We start from the raw sequence: 23,477 nt of genomic DNA on the forward strand, positions 1-23,477 counted from the left end.
CGTGCGAAAATCTCACAAATTATTTGTAGAATATAACATTATTCCACAAAAACAGCGCAAGACCGCACATAGATGCAAAAAAACGTCCAAAAGTCTGAGTCGACACGTAAAGTGAACATCGATTGGGCACAAACCCTGAACATCAATAGTAACAAAGGTTTGAGCCCGAAGAAAATAATCAATTGCACACAATGTGTACAGGAGTACAGGAGCATAAATGACTAGTCCTGTTATTGGCACCCCGTGGAAGAAGCTCGGCAAGCCGGTTTCTGATGAGGCTCTCGAAGGAGTCGACAAGTATTGGCGCACCGCCAACTATCTTTCCATCGGCCAGATTTATCTGCGTAGCAACCCGTTGATGAAGGAGCCCTTCACCCGCAAGGACGTCAAGTACCGTCTTGTGGGCCACTGGGGCACCACCCCCGGCCTGAACTTCCTGTTCGGCCACATCAACCGTCTCATCGCCGACCACCAGCAGAACACCGTGTTCATCATGGGTCCTGGCCACGGTGGCCCCGCAGGCGTCGCACAGTCCTATCTCGACGGCACCTACACCGAGTATTATCCGAAAATCACCAAGGATGAGTCCGGGCTGCAGAAGTTCTTCCGCCAGTTCTCCTATCCGGGTGGCATTCCTTCGCACTATGCCCCCGAGACCCCGGGTTCGATGCACGAGGGCGGCGAGCTTGGCTACGCGCTGAGCCACGCCTATGGCGCCATCATGAACAACCCGAGCCTGTTCGTCGCGGCTGTGGTCGGCGACGGCGAGGCCGAGACCGGCCCGCTGGCGACCAGCTGGCAGTCCAACAAGCTTGTCAACCCGCGCACCGACGGCATCGTGCTGCCGATCCTGCACTTGAACGGCTACAAGATCGCCAACCCGTCCATTCTTTCCCGTATCCCCGATGAGGAGCTCCATGAGTTCTTCGAGGGCATGGGCTACGAACCTTACGAGTTCGTCGCCGGATTCGACGATGAGGACCACATGTCCATCCACCGCCGCTTCGCCGATATGCTCGAAGAGGTCTTCGACAAGATCTGCGACATCAAGGCCAAGGCTCAGACCGACGACATGGATCGTCCGACCTACCCGATGATCATCTTCCGCACCCCGAAGGGCTGGACCTGCCCGAAGTACATCGACGGCCAGAAGACCGAAGGTTCCTGGCGTGCTCACCAGGTCCCGCTGGCTTCCGCCCGCGATACCGAGGCCCACTTCCAGGTCCTCAAGGGCTGGATGGAATCCTACAAGCCTGAGGAGCTCTTCGACGAGAAGGGCGCCATCAAGCCTGAAGTCACCGCGTTCATGCCGAAGGGCGAACTGCGCTTGGGCCAGAACCCGAACGCCAACGGCGGCCGTATCCGCGAGGATCTGAAGCTCCCCGATCTCGATGCCTACGAAGTCAAGGGCGTCAAGGAGTTCGGCCACGGCTGGGGTCAGCTCGAAGCCACCCGTCAGCTGGGCAACTACACCCGCGACATCATCAAGATGAACCCGGATTCGTTCCGCATCTTCGGACCCGACGAGACCGCTTCCAACCGTCTGCAGGCCGCCTATGAGGTCACCAACAAGCAGTGGGACAACGGCTATCTCTCCGAGCAGACCGACGAGCACATGGCCGTCACCGGCCAGGTCGTCGAGCAGCTCTCCGAGCACCAGATGGAAGGCTTCCTCGAGGGCTACGTCCTCACCGGTCGCCATGGCATCTGGAGCACCTATGAGTCCTTCGGCCATGTCATCGACTCCATGCTCAACCAGCACGCCAAGTGGCTCGAGGCCACCGTGCGCCACATCGATTGGCGCAAGCCCGTCGCTTCGATCAACATGCTGATTTCCTCGCACGTCTGGCGCCAGGATCACAACGGCTTCTCCCATCAGGACCCGGGCGTGAGCTCCGTGCTGCTCAACAAGACGTTCAACAACGATCACGTTGTGGCCGAGTACTTCCCCGCCGATGCCAACATGCTGCTGGCCGTCGCCGAGAAGTCCTTCAAGTCCACCAACAAGATCAACGCCATCTTCGCGGGCAAGCAGCCTGCGGCCACCTGGCAGACCCTCGACGAGGCTCGCGAAGAGCTCAAGAAGGGTGCAGCCGAGTGGAAGTGGGCCTCCACCGCCAAGAACAATGACGAAGCGCAGATCGTGCTCGCCTGCGTCGGCGACGTCCCCACGCTCGAGATCATGGCCGCCAGCGAGAAGCTCAAGGCGTTCGGCATCAAGTTCAAGGTCGTCAACGTCGTTGACACCCTGAAGCTGCAGAGCCCCAAGGAGAACGACGAGGCTCTGAGCGACGAGGAGTTCACCGATCTCTTCACCGCCGACAAGCCGGTCCTCTTCGCGTATCATTCCTATGCGCACGACATCCACGCCATCATCTATGACCGCCCGAACCACGACAACTTCAACGTTCACGGTTACAAGGAGCAGGGTTCCACCACGACTCCGTACGATATGGTGCGCGTCAACGACATGGATCGTTACGAGCTGACCGCCGAGGTGCTGCGCACGCTCGACGCCAAGAAGTACGCCGACGATATCGCCAAGTTCGAGAAGTTCCGTACGGACGCCTTCCAGTTCGCGGTCGACGAGGGTTACGATCACCCGGATTACACCGGCTTCGTATACTCCGACGTCAAGAACCAGGACAAGGAAGCGGCCGCCAAGGCAGCCATGAGCACCGGCAGCGACAACGAGTGAGCTGATTCTCATTCGTCTACGCTTTAAGTAGCCATTTGACGGAAAAGGGCATCGGGTTTCGACCCGGTGTCCTTTTCTGTTGTTCAATTTCAGTATTGTCAAACCGAACGTCGGCTACGTCACACCTCCGCCTAAAATGGAAACGATCGATATCGTAGTTGATCGAAAAGATCGTGCGCAACATGCATAAAGGAGTTATCTCGTGACAAACGAAGTCATTTATATCGCAAGCCCAGAAGGCAAGAACGGCCGTAACGTAGTGGCCTACGGCGTAGTAAAGGCACTTGCCGCTCAAGGCAAGACGGCAGTGTTCCGTCCGGTGGCCTGCAAGAAGGAAACGTTTACTGCCGAACTGCTCAAGGCCGCCAACGCCGGCCAGTCAGTTGACGAAGTTCGCGGCGTATGCCCCAAGTGCGCGCGTAAAGACAAGAGCGGCGCCCGCGGTGATATCGTCGCCGCCTACAGCGCCGAGCTCGAGCGGACGAATCCGGATTCCATGGTCATCGTCGGCAGCGATGGTTCCGCCGTCTTTGACCCGGAAGCGTTCACGCTCAATGCCGACATCGCCTCCGACCTCAAAGCCAAGACGTTCCTGGCCATCTGCACCATTCCGCGCAACGGCGAACAGGTGAAGGCCACCGTCGAAACCTGCACAGCGGAAGTCGAACAGGCCGGCGGCAAGGTCGCCGGCGTCTTCGTCACCGGCTGCACCGAAGAAAAGGCCGCAGATGCCAAGGAAGCCCTGAAGAACTCCCCCGTTCCGGTCTGGACCATCCCGGCCGTCGATTTCCCCTCCGACACCGATCCGGATGCCGCCGACAAGGCCGCCAAGGCCTTCGCCGACAACGCTCCCGCCTCCGAGGTCGTGGCCGCGGCCCGCACGTCGTTCGACGCCCCGACCACCCCCTACGCCTTCCAGAACGGCCTGCTGGCCAGCGCCAAGGCCCACAAGAAGACCATCGTGCTGCCGGAAGGTAGCGAGGACCGCATCATCAAGGCCGCGGACTACCTCTTGGAGCGCGACATCGTCAATCTGATCATCGTCGGCGACAAGGACGCCATTCTCGCACGCGGCAAGGAACTCGGCCTCGATTCGCTCGAGAAGGCCAGCTATCAGCCGATGGACGACGAGGAAGTCCTGAAGCCCATGATCTCCAAGCTTTGCGAGCTGCGCGCCAAGAAGGGCATGACCCCCGAGCAGTCCCGCAAACAGCTGACCGACCCGAGCTACTTCGGCACCATGCTCGTCGTGCTCGGCAAGGCCGACGGCCTGGTCTCGGGCTCGATCAACTCCACCGCCAACACGGTGCGCCCGGCGCTGCAGGTCATCAAGACCAAGCCCGGCGCCTCGCTGGTCTCCGGCGCGTTCCTGATGTGCTTCAAGGACCACGTGGCCGTCTTCGCCGACTGCGCCATCAACCTCAACCCGAACGCCGAGCAGCTGGCCGACATCGCCATCCAGTCCGCGCAGACCGCCAAGGCCTTCGGCGTCGATCCCAAGGTGGGCATGCTCTGCTACTCCACCCTCGGGTCCGGCAAGGGCCCGGATGTCGATCTGGTCGAAGAGGCCACCAAGCTCGTACACGAGAAGGCGCCGGATCTGCCGGCCGTCGGCTCCATCCAGTTCGACGCCGCCTGGTCGCCCACCGTAGCCGCCACCAAGGCCAAGGGCAACGACGTGGCAGGCCATGTCAACGTCTTCGTCTTCCCGTCTCTGGCCGCAGGCAACATCGCCTACAAGGCCGTGCAGCGCACGTCCGGCGCCATCGCCATCGGCCCGGTGCTGCAAGGCCTCAACAAGCCCGTCAACGACCTCTCGCGTGGCGCCTTGGTCGAAGACATCATCAACACGGTCGCCCTGACCGCCGTGGAAGCTCAGCAGTAGATCATCGCGCGCAGCGTTGATGGAACAATCGGGATGTGCAAAGGCGATACACAGGTCTGGAGCAGGACCGGCGATTAGCGCTTGCATGTCCCGATTGCGCTATCAGTCCACGCTTTGAAAACGGCGGCTAAGGCACGATTCGGTTTCGAGACCAGCCACGAGGCGGCGTCTGCCAGCCGATTCAATAACGTCAAAGCGGAAAAGAAGGTATGATGCAGGGAACCAAACGAGAGGATATCGGCGCACGCCATGTCCAGATTCAGCATCTGCTTGCGGAAAACGGCCCGACCAAGGTCAAGGACATTGCGCAGCAGCTGCATTTCTCTGATGTCACCATCTACCGTGACATCAAAAAGCTCGAGAAGGAAGGCATTCTCCAGCTCGACAACGGCATGGTCGTACTTTCGCGCTCGTTCACCAGCGAGATACCGCCTTCTTCGAGATACGAAAGCAACCTCGCCGCCAAGGAGATCATCTGCGCCAGGGCTTCGCAATTCATCCGCCCGGACTCGACCATCATCCTCGATGACTCGTCAACGGTCTTGCCGCTGCTGGATTCCATCAAAAAGAAGGCGCCGCTCACCGTCATCACCAATTCCGTCTTCGCCGGCGAACAGCTGATGAGCGCTTCCGGTATACGTCTCTATATGACGGGCGGGCTTTACTATCCCTGGGCCAATGCCTTCCACGGCCACATGGCCATTCACGCCCTGCAATCGCTTCAGGCGGATATCTGTTTCATATCCACCACTTCCGTCACCAGCCGCGGCGCCGCCGATTCCTACGACGCGACCGCCGAACTGAAATCGGCCATGCTTTCGATTTCGGAAATCAAGGTCCTTCTGGCGGACAACTCGAAATTCAGCAAGCGAGCCTTGTATATCGCGGGAACCCTGGCAGATTTCGACTACATCATCACCGACAGAACGCCAGAGAGCATCAGCCCCGAACAGCTGGAACAAGCCCATACCCGGCTTATTACGGTCGGAGCGGAGAACGAGGGCGACGAGGAGAACGTCGAGGCACGCTGACTAGGCTTCGCGGCGACGATTGCGCTGAAACGTCCCACACTGCGGCCGCTTTTGCCGCGCTCCATTCGATGATGAACGCACAATACAAAGATGGTGGGAACCTTTCTAAAAAGGTTCCCACCATCTGTTTACGGGCTCACGGCTACCGTACGTATATGCTCAGGAATGCAATACATACCAATTCATGGCTCTCGGTACGTTTCGCTTCATCAACCCGTGCGTATCGGCTCACGCTGCCACAACACCCGTACCGGCCACTCGCCATTGCGGCTACCTGCCGTATCGGACTTCCTTACTCTGCAGCGCCCGCCAGCACTTTCGGCGTGGAGGTGCAGTTGAGGCCAATGCGATCGACACCGAGATCGATAAGCGCCAGGAAATGATCACGGGTCCTGATGTGCGCTGAAGCCTTGACCTTGATGCGCCCGCCGGCCGCCTTCATGACCTTCTTCATTACTTCGACCGAACCGCCCACCGTCGGCCCGCCGGTATAGAAACCGGTGGAAGTCTTGACGAAATCGGCGCCAGAGGCGATCACCGCTTCGGTGGCCTCGATAATCTGTTCGTCGGAAAGTGCATCCGTCTCGATGATGACTTTAGACACGACTCCAGCCTGTCGGCACGCGTCGACGGCGCCACGCAATTGATCGCCGGCCTGCGCCGCATGCCCGGAGCGGACCATGCCGTAGTTGATGACCAGATCCAAATCTGTCAACCCTTCATGACGGCAGTATTCCTTCGCCAGTTGCGTCTTGTCTTCGGCAGTCCCCTGACCGAACGGGAAATCACAGACGACCGACAGACCGGTACTCGTGTTCTCGACAATCGGAGCCGCGATATCAAGCGACGCCGGGTTGACACAGACGGACGCCACCCCAAAATCGACACCGTCGCGCGTGATCTGCCTGATCTCGTCTTCAGTGGCTTCGGGACGCAGAATCGTATGGTCGATGTATTTGGCCAATTCCGCTTTCGTCATTTCCTTCGCAGGTTTGCGTTGTGTTGTTCCTTCAGTCATGTTTACTCCTTCTGTAACTGAAAATCTTGACGTATCTTCGCCTTGTGCCCGTCACAAAGGCCTTTGGGAAAATCCGTGCTCATGCCGTGGCGACGGATCTCGCCACGAACGTTTTCCATGCATTCATCGCTGGGAGGGTCGAGCGACGCGAAGTCGTAGGCCCTGCCCAGCCCTGTGTATTTCGATGTGCCCAGACGATGGAAAGGCAGCACATCGTAGTATTTCACCCCGGCATCGGCAAGGAATTCGATCATGTCTTCGACCTGGCCGTTTTCCATATTGACGCCTGGGATCAGCGGGGACCTCACGCAGAGCCGTTCCGGGTCGTATTGCGCCAGAGCGCGAATATTGGCCAGCGAGGTCTCGTTGGAGCGCCCCATATATTTCCGGTAGGTTTCCGGGTCGGTGGAGGTCAGGCTGCAGATGAACAAATCGATGTTGTCGCTCACCTCCGCAATCGAATGCAGAGGCACGCCCGCCGCGGTTTCGACCGCCGTATGCAGCCCATGCTCTTTGCACAGTCCCGCCGTCTGGTCGACAAACCTCGCCTGCACCAACGGTTCGCCACCAGAGAAGGTGACACCTCCCTGCCCACTTCTTCGATAGAACGGCATGTCACGCAGGACTTTTTGGGTCACCTCTTCGGGGCTCTGCATATCGCCGACGACCTTCAAGGCTCCTGTGGGGCACGCCTTCACCCATTCGAGTTGAGACGGACGAATCCGTTCACGGTGGAGTACCAGTTTCCCGTCCTGCATCTGCGCTTCACCGTTACGCGCGGCTGCGACACACAGGCCGCACTCGATGCATTTCTTCGATGAGAACATCACCTGCCGATATGGCTTGATGCCTTCAGGGTTGGCGCACCAGGTGCACGAGTAGGAGCAGCCCTTCAGGAACACCACGGTGCGTATGCCCGGTCCATCATGAATCGAGAACCGCTGGATATTGAACACTCGTCCCATGGACGGATTCTCCGTTGTCAATGCTGTTACCTCTCAGACGCTTTCGTTGACGGTTCGAGAGATGATCTCGTTCTGGATGTCACGGTCCAGCTCCACGAAGAACGCGGAATACCCGGCCACGCGGACCACCAGGCCACGGTAGTTCTCGGGATGCTTCTGCGCGTCGATCAGCGTCTCGGAAGACAGGACGTTGAGCTGGATGTGGACCCCGCCGATATCGAAATAGCCGCGAATCAGGTCGACGACCTTCTTTCGATCGGTGGCGTTGCGGATCAAGGCTGGCACAAACTTGATGTTCAGACATACGCCGTTCAGCGCCTGCGTCTGGTCCCAGCTGGCCACCGATTTCATCTCGGCGGTCGGTCCTTCGACGTCCTCGCCCTGCTTGGGCGAGATGCCGCCGTCAGCCAACGGCGTCAACGCATTGCGGCCGCTGGGAAGCGCGCCGACCTGACGACCGAGCGGGGTGTTCGAGGAGAGGCAGAACAGGCCGGGAATATAGTGGCCGCCGCCCGGGCTCTTGAACCGACGCACGGAGTCCGAATACTGCTTGGCCACGAACGCGACCATCTCGTCCGCCTCGTCGTTGTCGTTGCCATACTTGGGCACGTTCAGGCAGCGCTGCTGGATCACCTTGTCGGAGAAGTCGCTTTCGAGTGATTCGGCGAGCTCGTCCTTGCTCATCTTGGATTCGTCGAACACCAGCTGCTTCATGACCAGCAGCGAGTCCGCGACGTCCGAAAGCCCCACGCCGTTGACACCCGTAGCATCATAGAGGGCGCCGCAATTGGTGCAGTCATGGCCGGAATCCAGACATCCGTCGATAAGAATCGAGGAATAGATATGCGGTGTCTGGCGCTTGTGGAGCGTCGCCATCGTGTTGAGCGAGCAGACCATCAGCGAGACGAAGTAATCGACCTGCTCGCTGTAGGCCTTCTTGACATCGGCAAAGGTGTTCATATCGGCGAAATGACCGGTGTGGGGGCCGAGCTGCTGGCCGGAGATCGGACATTTGCCGTCGTTGATCGCCAGCTCCAAGCACTTGGCGAGGTTGAAGTAGCAGCTATTGGTGCGTGCCATGGTATTGCCTTGGCCGGTCGGCTCCACGCAGCCCACCAACGACCAGTCACGCGCTTCTTCAAGGCTCATGCCGTGCTCGCGCATCAAGGCAGGGATGATCCGTTCGTCGTTGAAGAACGGGTCCTTGCCGCCTTCCTTGTGGCCGAGGATCCGGAGGACTCGGTTGACGAATTCGTCCGGAGTCTTCTTACTGACACGGATACCCACGTTCGGCTCGGAATTGAACACGGCCTCTTCCGCATCAAGGCACAAATACGACAAGTCGTTGACCGCGTCGTTGCCGTCCTTGTCGACACCGCCGAGGGTGATGCCGATGGTGGTGGCGAAGCCGCCGTTGTTGCGTGCCGAGGAATAGGACTTGGCCTTGATCAGGTCCATGTGCTTGACCCACAACGCCTGGATGATGGTCGAGATCTCGTCCTTGCTGAAGGTTCCGTCCTTGAGATCCTTGACATAGAAGGGATACATATACTGGTCGAACCGTCCGCCGGAGATGGCACCGCCATTCTGCGCGCAGTAGTCGATGAGCAGCGTAAACCAATAGGACTGCGCCGCTTCGAAAAAATTGCGTGCGGGACGATAGGGCACTTGGGCGCAATTGCTGGCGATGAGCCTCAGCTCCGCGGCACGTTGCGGGTCATCGGTCTCGTTGGCCATTCCGGTCGCCAGATCCGAGAACCGCTGCTGGAACACCCGCACGCCGTCCACGACAACCTGGACGGCCATATAAAACGACCGCTTGTCGGAATATTCCAGATCGGTCGGGTCGAGCTCCTTAAGTTTCTGGGCCGCAAGACGTTCCGAACCTTCGAAACCCTCGTTGATGATTCGCCGGATATTGGGCTGGTAATGCCCGTAACCGGACGAAGCCCTGCTCAACGGGTCGAAGGGACGATATGGAGAGTCGAGGATATCGGTGATTTGCGAAGGAAGAAGGTTACGCGCCAGCGAACTGGTGGAATGGCCCTCCCACTTCGGGAAAATGTCATCGACCAGATAGTCGATCTGCTCTGGAGTGATCTGCAACGTGTCGACCTGACGGACCGGCATCTTCTCCAGCTCTTCGCGTGAGAGGCTACCGAATTCCGGATAAATCGGCGCAGAACGCAGGGTCGAGCCGTGGTTGCCCACGATCAGCTCGTTGTCGCCGATGAAAATCGTCTTTTTCATCAGCAGGTCCTTCAACGCGTAAGCACGGCGAAGCACCTGTGGCAGTCCGACGGTCTTCTCATAGCTTTCGGTGACGATACCTGCCCGTTCAACGTCGATTCTGGGCTTGACCGAGCGTATCTCATCGTTGAGAATCTTCGTGCGCTGCGGGGCAAGCAAACCGATCTTGCCCTTTGTTTTCATCATTGTGTCGGTCATGATGACCTCCTTTTCCATCGTCATATAACCAATGTCGCTGTGGCTTTATCGGCCTTCAGGGCGATAAAGCCACAGCAAGTCGAGATTGCTACTTTGCGAGGGCGGCCTTCTTGATGGGCTCGTTGTCTTCGCCACGAACCCCGAGGAGCTTTTCGGTGCAGTGCTTGCTGAACCAGTCCACGATGGTGCCGATGAAGAAGCCCATGATGATCGTGCCGATGCCGAGGATGCCGATGCCGAGGTTGAACTTGATCAGGACGCCGGCGATGATGATCGTGATGATGTCCTGGCAGGTACGAAACACGCGGTAGCTGATCTTCGGGAAGTGGCGGTGCAGGCTCGGGGCGATGCCGTCATATGGGCAGGCACCGAGGTTCGGGCGAATCTGCAGGGAGACGCCGAGGCAGAAGAAGAACAGGCCGATGACCAGATGGATCGCGAGAATCCACCAGGAGAACGTCGGGGTGTAGAAGTGATGGTAAATAGAGGTGAACGTATCGGTGAAGAACCCGACGAGCGTCATATTGGTGATCATGCCGAAGCCGAAGATCGAACGGTCGAAGGGAATGACGATCAGGATGAACAGGATTGTGTTCACCAACGGCACCATCCATGTGTAGGCGAGACCCGTCAGGTGCGAAAGCGCCATCAGGAACGCGGCATACGGGTCGACGCCGACGAAACCGACGTTGCACACGCCGATGCCAATGGAGACGATGACGACGCCGACAAGGTTGATCAGTATTCTGCGCAAGAGCGAATACGGTTTCAGCGTCCACTGTTCACGGTCGGTGACCAGAGTCCACCAATGCATCTGTTTGATACTCTTCATCTCACTCGCTCCTCTCGTCGACCGTCTGGCTTTCGTTGCGTTCCTCGACCTCGGCCGGGTAAGGCATCGCCTCGACGGCCCCGTAGCCTTCCACGCACAACGAAGCGGCGGCGTTGGCGAAACGAATCATCTCGTTGAGCTCATCCTTCTTCAGGTCGCACAGATCGCAATGGTGCAGCAGCGAGTAAAGGAACGCGCCCATGAAGCAGTCGCCCGCGCCGGTGGTGTCGATGAGGTTGGTGCGGAATCCGTTGATGCCGTGCTCCTCGCCGTCCAGCGCCCATGAAGCACCTCGCGCGTCTTCGGTCATAATCAGCAGCCGCACGCCCTTGGGGTTGACCAGGCGCGATACCTTTTCAAGGTCACGGGTGCCGAACACGACGTCGAAATCTTCGACGGAACCTTTGAGAATCGAGATATTGGCCATTTCCTCGTTCAGCGCGTCGATCAGCTTCTGCGGGGACTTGTGGACGGTCTCGCGGTAGTTCATATCGATGGCCACCGGAATGCCACGTTTCTTGGATTCGGAAAGCAGGATATGCGCCGTGCGTCCCAAAGGAGCGTCGACGAAGCTGACGCCTGCCACATAGAGCATGCGGGTATTGAGAATCTTGTCAAGATCCAATTCGTCCATATTCACATTGAGCGAGGCGCTGCCGTCGACAGCGAAACTGAAGCTGCGTTCCCCGTTGAACAGGCTGACGAATACATGTGAAGTGAACAGGTCCGGATCGGTGAGCAGCGAAGCACAATCAACGCCATTGCTCTGCAGCTCCCTACGCAGGAACCTTCCCATGAAATCGTCACCGACCTTGCCGACGAACGACGTATTCGCGCCAAGCCGCGCGGCAGCCACGGCGACATTCGATGCCGTGCCTCCAAGGTTCATCTCATAGCAACGCTGCTTGGAAAAACCTCGCCGAAAAATCGGGGTGTAGTCGGCATTGATATCTCCGAACGATACCAAATCCTTCCGTTCTTCTGAATTACTCTCCATATTCAGCCTCCTTGCCTAACTTCCATAACCACAAATGGGACGATCCCAAAAGGACCGCCAGCTATCAAGCTTGGTTTCAATTTAAGGTCAGGCAAATGAAATTCCCAACAAGAAAGCTGTCCTTCTTATCGCCTTATTTAAGGGTTTACTCGACATTAACGGAAAAACATAAGCGATTTTTTTCATCCAACGTGTGTATTTTTTCATGCTCCTGAAAAACAATCCGAAAGATTCTCCCTGTCCCTGCCTGTGCCATGAACCACGTCACCTCACACTCGGCAGGGTCTTGAAACGAGGAGGAATCAGGGCGGGAATCAGAGAGGCTTTGTAACAGCTCGTGAGTAAACTGGAAACTTGGTAGCCGTGGCAACATCCACGGGTCAATCAATCGATATGGAGGATGCAAACAATGGCGAAAACCGTCCTTGTCATCAATTCCGGTTCCAGCTCAATCAAGTACCAGCTGGTGGATCTAGGCTCAGGGGACGCTCTTGCCAGCGGCCTCGTTGAGAAGATCGGCGAACCCATTGATGGCCATTACAAGCATGAATACAATGGCGAGAAGCACGAGCTCGATGAGCCGATCAAGACCCATGCCGACGGTCTGAAGCGCGTCCTCGGTTTCTTCAAGGAATACGGCCCCGATCTTCAGGAATCCGGCATCGTCGCCGTCGGCCATCGCGTGGTGCAGGGCGGTTCCGTCTTCCCGCAGCCTGCGCTGGTCAATGCCAAGACCATCCAGCAGGTCAAGGATCTCGCCGTGCTCGCCCCGCTGCACAACGGCCCTGAGGCCACCGGAGCCGAGGTCATGGAAGAGCTGCTGCCTGACGTACCGCAGATCTTCGTGTTTGATTCCTCCTTCTTCTTCCAGCTTCCCAAGGAAGCCAGCACCTATGCGCTCAACAAGGAAGTCGCCGAGAAGTACAAGATCCGTCGCTACGGCGCCCACGGCACCAGCCACGAATACATCGGCTCTGTCGTCCCCGGCATCGTCGGCAAGCCCGCCGAAGGCCTGAAGCAGATCGTGCTGCACATCGGCAACGGTGCTTCCGCCTCCGCACAGATCTCCGGACGCCCGATCGACACCTCCATGGGCCTGACCCCGCTCGAAGGCCTGATGATGGGCAGCCGCACCGGCGACATCGACCCGGCCGTGGTCTTCCACCTGATTCGCAACGCCCACATGGACGTCGACCAGCTCGACACCCTCTTCAACAAGCAGTCCGGCATGATGGGTATGACCGGCTACGGCGACATGCGTGAGGTCGATCGCCTCATCAAGGAAGGCAACGAAGACGCGATCACCGCGATGGGCGTCTACATCCACCGCATCGTCGGCTACATCGGCAACTACACCGCTCAGATGGGTGGCGTGGACGTGATCACCTTCACCGCCGGCGTCGGCGAGAACGATGACGCTGTACGCGCCCGCGTATGCAAGAAGCTCGAGCCCTTCGGCGTCAAGCTCGACAAGGAGAAGAACGAGACCCGTTCCAAGGAACCGCGCATCATCTCCACGCCCGACAGCTCCGTGATCATCGCCGTCATCCCCACCAACGAGGAGCTGGCGATCGCCCACAAGGCCGACAAGATCGCCGCCGCAGGCAAGGATTCCTACGGCAACGTCTTCAAGAAGTGAGTCGTTTCGTTTCGCAGGGTTCTGATATTGGATTCTGATATCCTGTGAAATGACAATAAGGCCGGAACCGTTTGGAAACATTCGGTTCCGGCCTTCTTGTATGTACCTCGTTGAGTATCGCAGCTAACTTTTGAGCATCTTGTACCACATGCCCGGGAAGTCAGGGATGGTCTTGCGGGTGGTGGCGACGTTGCGGATTCGGGTATTCGGCACTGCAAGGCCGACCATTGCGGCAAACGTCGCCATGCGGTGGTCGGCGTAGGTTTCCATGATCTCACCGTGCAGCAGGTTACGCGGCACCGGCGTGATGGACAACCCGTCGGGCAATTCCTCGGCCCCGGCCCCAATACGGGTGATTTCGGCGACCAAGGCCGCCAGACGATTCGTCTCGTGCCCGCGCAGATGGCCGATGCCGACCAGCTCGCTGGGGCTATCGGCCAGAGCAGCCAGAGCGGCGATGCTGGGAGCGATCTCTCCTGCCGCAGACATGTCGAACGCCTTGCCGAGCCCGCGAATCGATCCGTTCATCGAAACCGTCAATGTCCCGTTTCTCGGCACGGAAACCGACTTTTCAGGATTGCGCACATCCGCCATAACCTCGTCGAAAGGCCGGCCATCCAACGTGACCGAAGCTCCCATCTTCTGCAGAATATCGGGAAGCAGACCACCAGGCTGCGTGGTGGAGGTCGGCCAGTTCGGCACGCTCACCGTGCCACCGGCGATCATCGCGGCGCCGAGGAACGGGGCGGCGTTCGACAGATCAGGTTCCACCACTACTCCGTCAGGCAGTTGCAAAGCACGATGCGCCACCTGCCAATGACCGACTTCAGACATTTCAGCGTTTCCGCCGGCACCGTTGACATCGATCATGGTCATGCGAATATGTGGCATGCTGGGAAGCTTGGTGCCAGTGTGACGCAAATCGAGACCCGACGGCAGATGCGAGCCGATCAGCAACAGGCTGGAAATGAACTGCGAGGATGAAGACGAATCAATCGCGACTTTAGCCGACCAACAGACCGAAGCATCTTCTGGATCATTCTCAGAGCCGGAACTTGGATTATCCCGCTTTTCATTATCCGATTCGCTTACTGAAGCCGGAGTAATGGTGAACGGCAGGAATCCGGGCTTCCCTTCGTATTCGATGCGAGCGCCCAGCTGCTCGAGACCGTCAAGCAACGGGTGCATCGGACGCGCGTAAGCCTGCTTGTCACCGTCGAAACGCACCGGGCCGTCGGCAAAGAGCGCCAGCCCCGGCACGAAGCGCATCACCGTTCCGGCCAGCCCGCAGAATACCGTGACATTGCCGTTGAATCGGCCGGAGGCGGGCGGCGTCACCGTCACGCGGGTTTCCTCGCCCTTATCGAATTCGACACCGACTCCGAGCGTCCGCAGTGCGCCGGCCATCAGTTCCGTGTCGCGCGAGCGCAGCATGCCCTCGATCGTGACCGGTCTGTGCCCGAGCGCGGCCAGAATCAGATACCGGTTCGACAACGACTTGCTGCCGGGGATGACCACGGTCGCGTCCAACCTGCCTTCGGCGAGCGGAGCCGGCCACGGATCGGGCAGCCCAGACGATTTGGATTTGGCGGGCACTGAGGAATCCACATGTTCATTTGGCTTATTGCTCTCACAATGAGAAGGCCCGGCCGGGCTGTCATTGCGGCGATCATCACGGCTGCTGTCAAAGGCTTCAACGCTTGTCATAGTCGCGATTTTAGTGGAACTCCCCTACAGTTGCCTCCAAATATCCAAACGCGGCAAGCAACCTGACCCAAGTGAAAAACCCAATCAACTTCCGACTTTTACGGACAAGCGATACAGCGAAGCAAACCAACTTGACCCAAGTGAAAAATTCAGTCATTCACCGACTGTCCTGACAGGCGTTGCAACGCGTCGAGCACATCCACCGCATTGCGCGCATGGTTGAAATCATTGGCATAGTTGTCGAACGTTTCCATGTGTTTGAAATCCGTGTTCTTGATGAGTTGGGCGCGAAGTTGCTGGTACTCATGGCCGTGCGGCCCGTTGGCGGCATCGCTCGGCGCTCCCAGAGCCTTCAGCCGGGCAACTATCTTCACATTTTTGTTCGCATTCGCCGACATTGTTGCGTACAGGTCATGGGTCTTGTTGTCCTTTGCCTTTTTCAAAGGCTTCAAAGCGGCCGAACAGGCGTCCACGTAACCGGAAAACTGGGTGTAATTGGCATCCAAAGACGGTTGCTCGGGCAGGTTCGCGCAAGACGATTTCGAATTCGAAACCGCAAGTATGGTGGTTGAGTACGCGGTAATCAGCGACTTGTCCTTGCGATAGCTTGACAGATAATCGTTGAATACTTTATCATCCTTTTCCCCGTTGGCGTCCATCTGCTTGGCAAGTTCCTCGTTGGCCGTGTCCGCGGCTTTGATGACGGCGCCCAAATCGTCGAGGTCAACGGACTCCAGACTTCCCATGCCTTCGATGTTAAGCGCCTCAACGGTGGAGTTCAGCAGATTCCATAGCCGGGCGACGTTGCCCACAGCCTTCGCCGTCGCCTCCGGATTCCTGGCGTTATCGGCCTTTCCTGGCCCTTTCAGGTACGCTTTGCGCGCCGTTGCGCCAGCTGCTGCGGACTTCTTCTGTGCGCTTTCGGTTTTGTGGGCGCGGTCGACGCACCACTTGAGATGAAACGCATTACGCTCGGCGAGCAGGTCACGGCCGTATTGTTCCACGTGCTCCCTGATAGCGAACGACGGATCCGCGTCCGCTTCCAGGTCATCCATCCGCTCAACCTGGGCTGTGATATCGTCTGCATCCTCATCGATCGGGACTATCTGCTTGGCGGCCTTATCACTGAAATCCAAGGCGTCGTTCACCGCAGCGACCAAGGACTTCATCGCGGCATCGCCGGAATCCGAGAGCGGCGCAACCGTGCTTCGGCACGAGGCCATCATCTTGTCGTATTTCGCCTTATCCTTGTCGCTTTCTGAGATGCTTCCCCAATTGCCGCCACAGGTCTTGTACATCGCCGAAATGGCCGGCGCATGGTTGGCGTAATCGCCGAGCAGGGCCTTGTAAGCGGCATAGGCTTTGGCATAACGATCGAGCTGCATTTTCACTTCCACGGAATCCATGCCGTCAAGCCCAGCAAACGTCGCGTTGTCGGCGTCGGTATCGGAAACAAGGGAGTTGAGCTTCGTCGTGTCCGCTTTGCCGACGCTCTTGCTACGAATCATATCCAGCACTTGCTTGTCGATGGCCGAACGATCGCCGCGAAGTCTGGAGACTTGATCGCCCACCTTGTCGACGATCGGCCGGCCGGGAGTGGACATTTCCTTCTTGATCATTGCAATCATCTGCTCGGCACGCTGGACCCTTCCCCTCATCCCGAAACCGATGGCAGAGGCCAGAACGATCACGATAATCACCACAACGGCGACAAGAATCTGAAGCTTGTCGATCTTTTTATCCATGTCGCTATTTTGTGGGGAAGGCTTGTTGAAGTGCGTATCTATTGGCGTGTTGTCGGATTCCATTACCCAACCGGACGTGGGTAAAGCGCCGGAGCCATCAGCACTCGGCTTCCTATGGCTTGGTTCATAATCGCCTGCTGCGGTTTGAACAGTCAGACTAGTGCGATTGGCTTCATCGGCCCGTTCGGTTTCGAGAGTCCGCTTGGCTTCGAAAGTCTGTTTGGCTCGATCGGTTTCGCCGGTGTGCTCGGCCTCACTACTATCAAATGGAAGCTGAGAGGCTCCTTCTTCTATTGGCTGTTGCTGATCATCATTGCGTTTCATACGATATCAAACCCTGTCATTCGCTCCGTTGTCTCTTATCTGAAATCATAGTCCGGCCCTAAGCCGCGGAAATCCGAATATCTCCAGCCGTACGACACGCCGAAGGTTGTTGACCCTGACATATTGTCAGGGCATAGCGTTTCTTTTGCGACCGCAATCCGGCCGCAGACGAGATACGAAGGAGGAACACAATAATCGACACCAATACTGATAAAACGTCATGGGCATCGACCGAGGCAATCGGCTTGACCATCGGTGAAGTGGCGAAGATGTTCCACGTCAGCGTGCGCATGCTCCGACACTGGGAGAATCTCGGTCTGCTCTCGCCAACGCGCGACACCAATGGTTATCGGGCTTACGTGCCGGGTGACCTGAATCGACTCCGTCGTCTGCTCGTCTACAAGGAGCTGGGCGTACCGGCCACGCGCATCGGGCGCCTGCTCGATGCCCCTGCGCCGCAAGTCGTCAAGGAGCTCAAAGCGGGACGAAACGACCTCGAGAAGAGATTGCACCATCTCCGCAAAATCCTTGACGAAACCGACCGGCTCATCGACATGGCAGAGAAAGGAACGACCATGACCAATACAGAAAACGTCAATCCCGACCCGTGGCAGAGCGAGGCCAAAAATCGTTGGGGCGATACCAAACAATGGATGGAATTCGCCGAACGCCAGACCACCACGGACGGGAAAACGAAGATGGAGCAAGAGCGACACATGCGCGAAGTCGAGACGAAACTGGCCGACGCCAAGCGCCGCGGCGTCAAGCCCGGCAGCGACGAGGCCAATGAACTCGCCGAACAACATCGTGCGTCGCTCTACTACTATGAGGTCACCCCGTCCATGCAGGTCTGTCTCGGCCGTATGTACGTCGCCGACCCGCGCTTCAAAAAGCACTACGACGACATCGAGCCCGGCCTAGCCCAGTGGCTCTGCGAAGTCATCGAGTCCAACGCCGCCACCCAAGGCGTCGACCTCGACAACGTGGCGTGGGAGTAACATTCGTCAACGAATTCGGTGGTTTCGCATCGCAACAGAATATGAAACCACCGATTTGTCTAGAGGCCGAAGGGAACCAGCGTCAGGTGGCGGATGTTACCTTCGTTTTCGATAGTTATGGCGCCAAGCGTGCGGGCGACTTCGTCTACGGGCTGGGCTGGCGAATCGAGCAGGGCTCGCGTCAATAAGCCTCGGTAGTGCTTGGCCATGTGAGAGATTGTCTTGTTGCGCGAGTCGGCGATGCGGACGTCCCACCAATGGGCTCGCGCGTTTGACACGTCTGGTTGAGTGACTCGATAGAGTTCCGAACGCAGATCGACAGTAACGTCGGCAGTATTGTCACAGCCCCCTATTGAGGATTCTCGCGTTGCCGAATCGTCCACCGACCTGCCGTTCTTCGCCTGCGGTTTTGGAGCCTTGGTAAAACCGGCCTCCGGACTCCACCCCGCGAGCGCCTTGCGCCAGAACGTTTTCAACGGACCGATGCCGGGAAGCGAGACATTCATTGAAAGCCGATAAGAGGGTATCAAGTCCTCGCCCGTTGTCACACCGAACAAACCCGAGAAAATCAGCACACCATCACCTTGATGCAACTGTGCGGCCTCGTACAGCACGCCGGTATAGACCTCACGCGCTGCCGCGGTCGGGGCATTGAGAATATCACGCTGGGCAACGACCTCTCGCATCCCCTTGGCACCGACCTTCAATATTTCGCTGGCATCCTCGCGTTTCGACGTCTCGACCAACGCGCGCAGAACCTTTTCTCTGGCGTCATTGAGTTCGGAAAAGGACAAGCAGTCGAGATCGAACGCGCGCCCGGCAGCCGGTGCGGCCTTACCTTCGGATGGCGGTAAAAGAAGATGCATGATTCACCAGTCTAGCCAGTCGGCAGGCCGAAACGTCAAGAAACATGAATCCGACACATCTCCATAGGCGAATCCGCATGGCTGTACATATTAATCGGTATAAAATCCATGACACACGGCGTTGAAACGCCCTGCACAGGCAATGTAATTGCAGCAACCAAAGCGAAACGCCGTTCCTGGCTCTTGCGCTGAATGCATATTCATTTTTCACAGCATCACTCCACGAACTATTGCAAACAGCGAGTAGCCGAGCTGTCAAGTGCCAGATAGCCAAATGTAGAAAAGACCACAAAAGAGCACGAAACCCTTGTTTAAACCGGGCGGAATTGTTATCTTCTTCATACATCAAAATGACAGAAGGGATTTCAATGACTGTCACTCTCAATACCGCTTCCGGCCAACCGTGGGCCGACAACAACCATTCGCAGACCGCCGGTGTTCGCGGCCCTGTATTGCTGCAGGACTATCAGCTGGTCGAGAAGCTCGCGCACTTCAACCGCGAGCGCATCCCCGAGCGCGTGGTGCACGCCAAGGGCGCCGGCGCCTACGGCACCTTCAAGCTCACCCGCGACATGAGCGAGTACACCAAGGCCGACGTCTTCAACGGCGCGGGCAAGGAGACTCCGATCTTCCTGCGCTTCTCGCAGGTGGCCGGCGAGCTCGGCTACCCCGACACCCTGCGCGACGTACGGGGCTTCGCGCTGCGCTTCTACACCCAGCAGGGCAACTACGACATCGTGGGCAACAACACCCCGACCTTCTTCATCCAGGACCCGCTGAAGTTCCCCGACTTCATCCACTCGCAGAAGCGCGACCCGCGCACCCACCTGCGCAACGCGACCCGCCAGTGGGACTTCTGGGCGCACTCCCCCGAGACCGTGCACCAGGTGACCTACCTGATGGGCGACCGCGGCAACCCGGCCAGCTACCGCACCATGAACGGCTATGGCAGCCACACCTTCAAGTGGGTGGCCGCCGACGGCACCGCCTTCTGGATCAAGTACCACTTCATGAGCGAACAGGGCGTGCAGAACATGAGCGAGGAAGCCGCCGTCAAGGCTTCCAGCGAAGATACCGACTACCTGCTGCACGAGCTCTTCGACGCCATCGAGTCGAAGAACTACCCGTCCTGGAAGGTCTGCGTGCAGATCCTGCCGTACGAAGAGGGACTGAATTATAAGCACGACATCTTCGACATCACCAAGGTCGTCTCCCACAAGGACTACCCGTTGATCGAGATCGGCGAGTTCACCCTCAACCGCAATCCCGACAACTACTTCGAGGACGTCGAGGAGGCCGCGTTCGCGCCGGCCAACTTCGTGCCGGGCATCGAGCCCTCTCCCGACAAGATGTTGCAGGGCCGCATCTTCGCCTACAAGGACGCCGCCCGCTACCGCCTCGGCGCCAACTACGAGCAGCTCAAGGTCAACCGCCCGGTGGTCGAGGTGCATAACTACGAGCGCGACGGCTTCATGAGCGACAACGCACAGGACGGTGCCGTCGACTATGAGCCGAACAGCTACGACGGCCCGGCCGAGGACACCACCGCCCGCAATCATGGCGACCAGCTGGAAGGCAAGACCGGCAACTACGCCGCCTACGAACCCGACAACTTCTCCGCCGCCGGCGACCTTTACCGCGTGCTTAGCGAGGACGAGAAGCAGCGTCTGGTCGCCACCATCGCTGGCGGTCTGAGCCAGGTCGAGGGCGAGAAGACCCATGAGATCCAGGTGCTCGAGACTTGCCAGTTCTACAAGGCCGATCCCGACTACGGCACCCGTGTGGCCGAAGCGCTCGGTTTGGATATGGACGAGATCAAAAAGTAATCTCTTTTTAATAAGGTGATTTACGCCTAGAAACAATGAAGAGGAAATCCTTCCTGTGTGGGGATTTCCTCTTCATTGCTTTTCAACGGTTCTAACTGGTCTTCAATGGTAGAAGCTGGCCAGCCATCGCATACGGCAGGTAGTAGCTCACAAGTACATGTCGGCGAGGTACTTGTAGGTGTTCTTTCGCGCCTCAAGGCTGTAGACCGGGACATGAACCATCAGCTCATCGATGTGGAACGCCGCAATCTCCTCGTCGAGGATGTCCTTGACCTGCTGCTTGGTGCCTTTGATCAAAATCCTGTTGTCATAGGCGTGCTTCAAGCGGGCTTCGTCAGCCTCAGTGTAGACATACGATTCCGCACGGTCCGGCGATACCAATGTGGCCTGTGGTTGGCCCAAGGTGAGATAGGACAGCTCGAACGACTTCTCGTGTCGATGCAGCTCCTCCTCAGTTTCGCAGATCAGCACGCGATAATCCATGCTGACGATGGGATGGTCGAAGAAGACACTCGGCTTGAAGGAATCACGATATGCCCTGAACACCGCGGGCGAAATGCCGGGATTGTAGCCGAACCATTTTACGAAGCTATAGCCCAGGCCCAACTCGGCGGCCTTCATCGCCGACTGGCCGCTCGAACCGAGCATCCACGGCTGCGGGATGTCTTCGTCTGTATCAGGCGCGGCGAAAACGTTGCGATAGAGCGGGCTGGCATCAGCGGCCTGACCATCGGTAAGCAGCGCAAGAATGTCATTAATCTTGCCATACATCTGCGGATCACGATCCAGCATCGGTCGCCCTTCGGACAAGGCCATGATTTCCGCAGGGCCGCCGCCCGGAGCGCGTCCCAGACCCAAGTCAATTCGTCCTGGTGCAATCGCCTCGAGCGTCTTGAAGGTCTCTGCAATCTTCAACGGGGAATAATGCATGATCATGGTACCGCCTGTCCCCAAACGCATCGTCTTCGTAGCGGCCGCGTAATAGGCCACCAGCAGTTCAGGCGCAATGCTCGCACTGGCCGGGAAGCCATGATGCTCAGAGAACCAGTAACGGCTATATCCGAGACTTTCGGCATATTGCACCAGTCCCTTGGTTTTCTGCACGTTCTCTTTCGGCGTCTCGCCAGTGTTGAGCATCAACAAATCATGAACGGCTAATTTCATGGTTGCTCTCCTATCCTTATCCGCATCCCGATATTTTCTTCTCGTCGCGCTTCTCGGCGTTCCTCTTGCATAACCCGTAACCAAACCGGCCGGACCGCTGCGGAATGTATCGTCAACGCTACAGCAATGCTGTTCAGGAAATCAACGATTTCCGCTTTGGCCCGAAACGCTTTGATTTTTCTTGCTGGTAACGAAAGAACGATGTACTTCTTTTTGAGTCTTTCAAATCCAGAACTCACCCACAGCCAAGAAGCCGACCGACGAATGACATATACAGAATTTGATATTGTTAAACCTATCGGAAAAGACAGAGACAGAAAGGCAATAACCGATGACCGTCAATGCCGACGTTGCACAAGCACAGAATCCTATAAAAAGCGCTGCGCAGGAAATCGAAGAAAATCGCGAGAATTGGGACGACCGAGCCGAAGTACATTTCAACGGAGGATATGGGGATATCGACGCGCTGATCAATGGCTCGCCGCTGGCGAATCCCATTGTCAGGCGTGATTACGAAGTGCTGAAACCGTACCTGCCAAATCACTCAGTGGAAGGCCAACGGCTGCTGCACCTGCAATGCCACATCGGCACCGACACCGTCTGCTGGGCTCGACTCGGTGCGAAAGACGTCTGCGGATTGGACTTCTCCCCTGCCTCGCTACGTTACGCCCGTCAGATAGCACAACAAGCCGGAGTTGACATCACCTATGTCGAAGCCGACGCGCGCAAAGCGGCCGAAGCGCTGCCCGGCAAGCAATTCGACGTCATCGTCACCAGCGTCGGAACCGTGACCTGGCTGCCATCGTTGGAAGGATGGGCGCAATCCATCGCCGAACTTCTGGCTCCCAATGGCGTCTTCATGATCCGCGACAACCATCCGTTGCTGTTTGCACTGGCGGATAACGGCTTGAGCATCGGCAACAGCTATTTTCCCGGAACCGAAGATTCCTATGATACCGAGAGCACTTATACGATGGCTCCGCAAACGGAGAATTCCGATGACACGGATTCGGGCACACCTGACAACGAAAGTTCAAATCGCACAGATTCGGAAAATTGTGTCGGCGACGAAAGAGATACTTCAAAAAAGCCGAAAATCACCCATATCCACAACCACAACTGGGCCCACGACTTCGACGAGATGACGCGTGTGCTCATCGACGCAGGCTTGCGCATCGAGCGCATCGGCGAATACGACGTCTCCGACTGGCAATCGTTGCCGATGCTCGAATACGACAAGCAGGACGAATCGTGGCGTATGCCGCAAGGCTATCCGCGCATCCCACTGACCTTCTCGATTGTGGCGCGAAAGGCATGAGTTTCGGCTGCTTTGA

General features: G+C 57.7%; 16 protein-coding genes. 7 read left to right on the plus strand and 9 right to left on the minus strand.

All coding sequences use genetic code 11. The annotated features are described in order from the left end of the window. Positions 1-217: 217 nt before the first annotated feature. The 3 genes from OZX71_RS05100 to OZX71_RS05110 all read left to right on the plus strand — a co-directional run bounded on the left by OZX71_RS05100 (position 218) and on the right by OZX71_RS05110 (position 5,614). A complete protein-coding gene (locus OZX71_RS05100; protein ID WP_277159568.1) occupies positions 218-2,698 on the plus strand; it encodes a phosphoketolase in 2,481 nt (826 codons plus the stop codon). Positions 2,699-2,900: 202 nt separating this feature from the next. Next, positions 2,901-4,583: a phosphate acetyltransferase gene (pta, locus tag OZX71_RS05105; RefSeq protein WP_277159569.1), complete on the plus strand. Its 1,683-nt coding sequence runs from the start codon at positions 2,901-2,903 to the stop codon at positions 4,581-4,583. 209 nt (positions 4,584-4,792) lie between these two features. Continuing rightward, the gene (locus OZX71_RS05110) at positions 4,793-5,614 is read left to right on the plus strand and encodes a DeoR/GlpR family DNA-binding transcription regulator (RefSeq protein ID WP_277159570.1); all 822 of its coding nucleotides are present in this window, start codon (positions 4,793-4,795) and stop codon (positions 5,612-5,614) included. A gap of 292 nt (positions 5,615-5,906) precedes the next feature. On the opposite strand, the gene deoC is transcribed toward OZX71_RS05110, so the two are convergent. The 5 genes from deoC to OZX71_RS05135 form a co-directional block, all read right to left on the minus strand. Next, entirely contained in the window at positions 5,907-6,632 is a 726-nt protein-coding gene (gene deoC, locus OZX71_RS05115) for a deoxyribose-phosphate aldolase (protein ID WP_277159571.1), read from the minus strand. 2 nt (positions 6,633-6,634) lie between these two features. After that, positions 6,635-7,597, minus strand: coding sequence for a glycyl-radical enzyme activating protein (locus OZX71_RS05120; RefSeq protein ID WP_277159572.1), 963 nt, complete (start codon positions 7,595-7,597; stop codon positions 6,635-6,637). A 33-nt stretch (positions 7,598-7,630) separates the two neighbouring features. Then, a complete protein-coding gene (locus OZX71_RS05125; protein ID WP_277159573.1) occupies positions 7,631-10,045 on the minus strand; it encodes a pyruvate formate lyase family protein in 2,415 nt (804 codons plus the stop codon). 88 nt (positions 10,046-10,133) lie between these two features. Beyond that, positions 10,134-10,877: a hypothetical protein gene (locus OZX71_RS05130; protein ID WP_277159574.1), complete on the minus strand. Its 744-nt coding sequence runs from the start codon at positions 10,875-10,877 to the stop codon at positions 10,134-10,136. Between the two features lies 1 nt (position 10,878). Beyond that, positions 10,879-11,874 carry a carbohydrate kinase gene (locus OZX71_RS05135; protein ID WP_277159575.1) on the minus strand — a complete coding sequence of 332 codons (996 nt, stop codon included), beginning with the start codon at positions 11,872-11,874 and terminating at the stop codon, positions 10,879-10,881. A 409-nt stretch (positions 11,875-12,283) separates the two neighbouring features. Between OZX71_RS05135 and OZX71_RS05140 the strand changes: the two genes are divergently transcribed. Further along, a complete protein-coding gene (locus OZX71_RS05140; protein ID WP_277159576.1) occupies positions 12,284-13,513 on the plus strand; it encodes an acetate kinase in 1,230 nt (409 codons plus the stop codon). A 123-nt stretch (positions 13,514-13,636) separates the two neighbouring features. On the opposite strand, the gene OZX71_RS05145 is transcribed toward OZX71_RS05140, so the two are convergent. Then, complete coding sequence (locus tag OZX71_RS05145; protein ID WP_277159577.1) at positions 13,637-15,220, minus strand: 3-phosphoshikimate 1-carboxyvinyltransferase; 1,584 nt, start codon at positions 15,218-15,220, stop codon at positions 13,637-13,639. A gap of 149 nt (positions 15,221-15,369) precedes the next feature. Beyond that, entirely contained in the window at positions 15,370-16,965 is a 1,596-nt protein-coding gene (locus tag OZX71_RS05150; protein ID WP_277159578.1) for a hypothetical protein, read from the minus strand. 569 nt (positions 16,966-17,534) lie between these two features. Here OZX71_RS05150 and OZX71_RS05155 point away from each other — a divergent pair. Continuing rightward, positions 17,535-18,287, plus strand: coding sequence for a MerR family transcriptional regulator (locus tag OZX71_RS05155; RefSeq protein WP_277159579.1), 753 nt, complete (start codon positions 17,535-17,537; stop codon positions 18,285-18,287). Positions 18,288-18,346: 59 nt separating this feature from the next. On the opposite strand, the gene yaaA is transcribed toward OZX71_RS05155, so the two are convergent. Beyond that, a complete protein-coding gene (gene yaaA, locus OZX71_RS05160; protein ID WP_277159580.1) occupies positions 18,347-19,153 on the minus strand; it encodes a peroxide stress protein YaaA in 807 nt (268 codons plus the stop codon). Between the two features lie 368 nt (positions 19,154-19,521). On the opposite strand from yaaA, the gene OZX71_RS05165 reads away from it, so the two are divergent. After that, the gene (locus OZX71_RS05165) at positions 19,522-20,979 is read left to right on the plus strand and encodes a catalase (protein WP_277159581.1); all 1,458 of its coding nucleotides are present in this window, start codon (positions 19,522-19,524) and stop codon (positions 20,977-20,979) included. A gap of 147 nt (positions 20,980-21,126) precedes the next feature. On the opposite strand, the gene OZX71_RS05170 is transcribed toward OZX71_RS05165, so the two are convergent. Continuing rightward, entirely contained in the window at positions 21,127-22,143 is a 1,017-nt protein-coding gene (locus OZX71_RS05170; RefSeq protein ID WP_277159582.1) for an MsnO8 family LLM class oxidoreductase, read from the minus strand. Positions 22,144-22,474: 331 nt separating this feature from the next. Between OZX71_RS05170 and OZX71_RS05175 the strand changes: the two genes are divergently transcribed. Next, positions 22,475-23,461, plus strand: coding sequence for a methyltransferase domain-containing protein (locus tag OZX71_RS05175; protein WP_277159583.1), 987 nt, complete (start codon positions 22,475-22,477; stop codon positions 23,459-23,461). The last annotated feature ends 16 nt before the right edge of the window (positions 23,462-23,477 follow it).

It is taken from the genome of Bifidobacterium sp. ESL0764, from assembly GCF_029395515.1.
Taxonomy (GTDB): Bacteria; Actinomycetota; Actinomycetes; order Actinomycetales; family Bifidobacteriaceae; genus Bifidobacterium.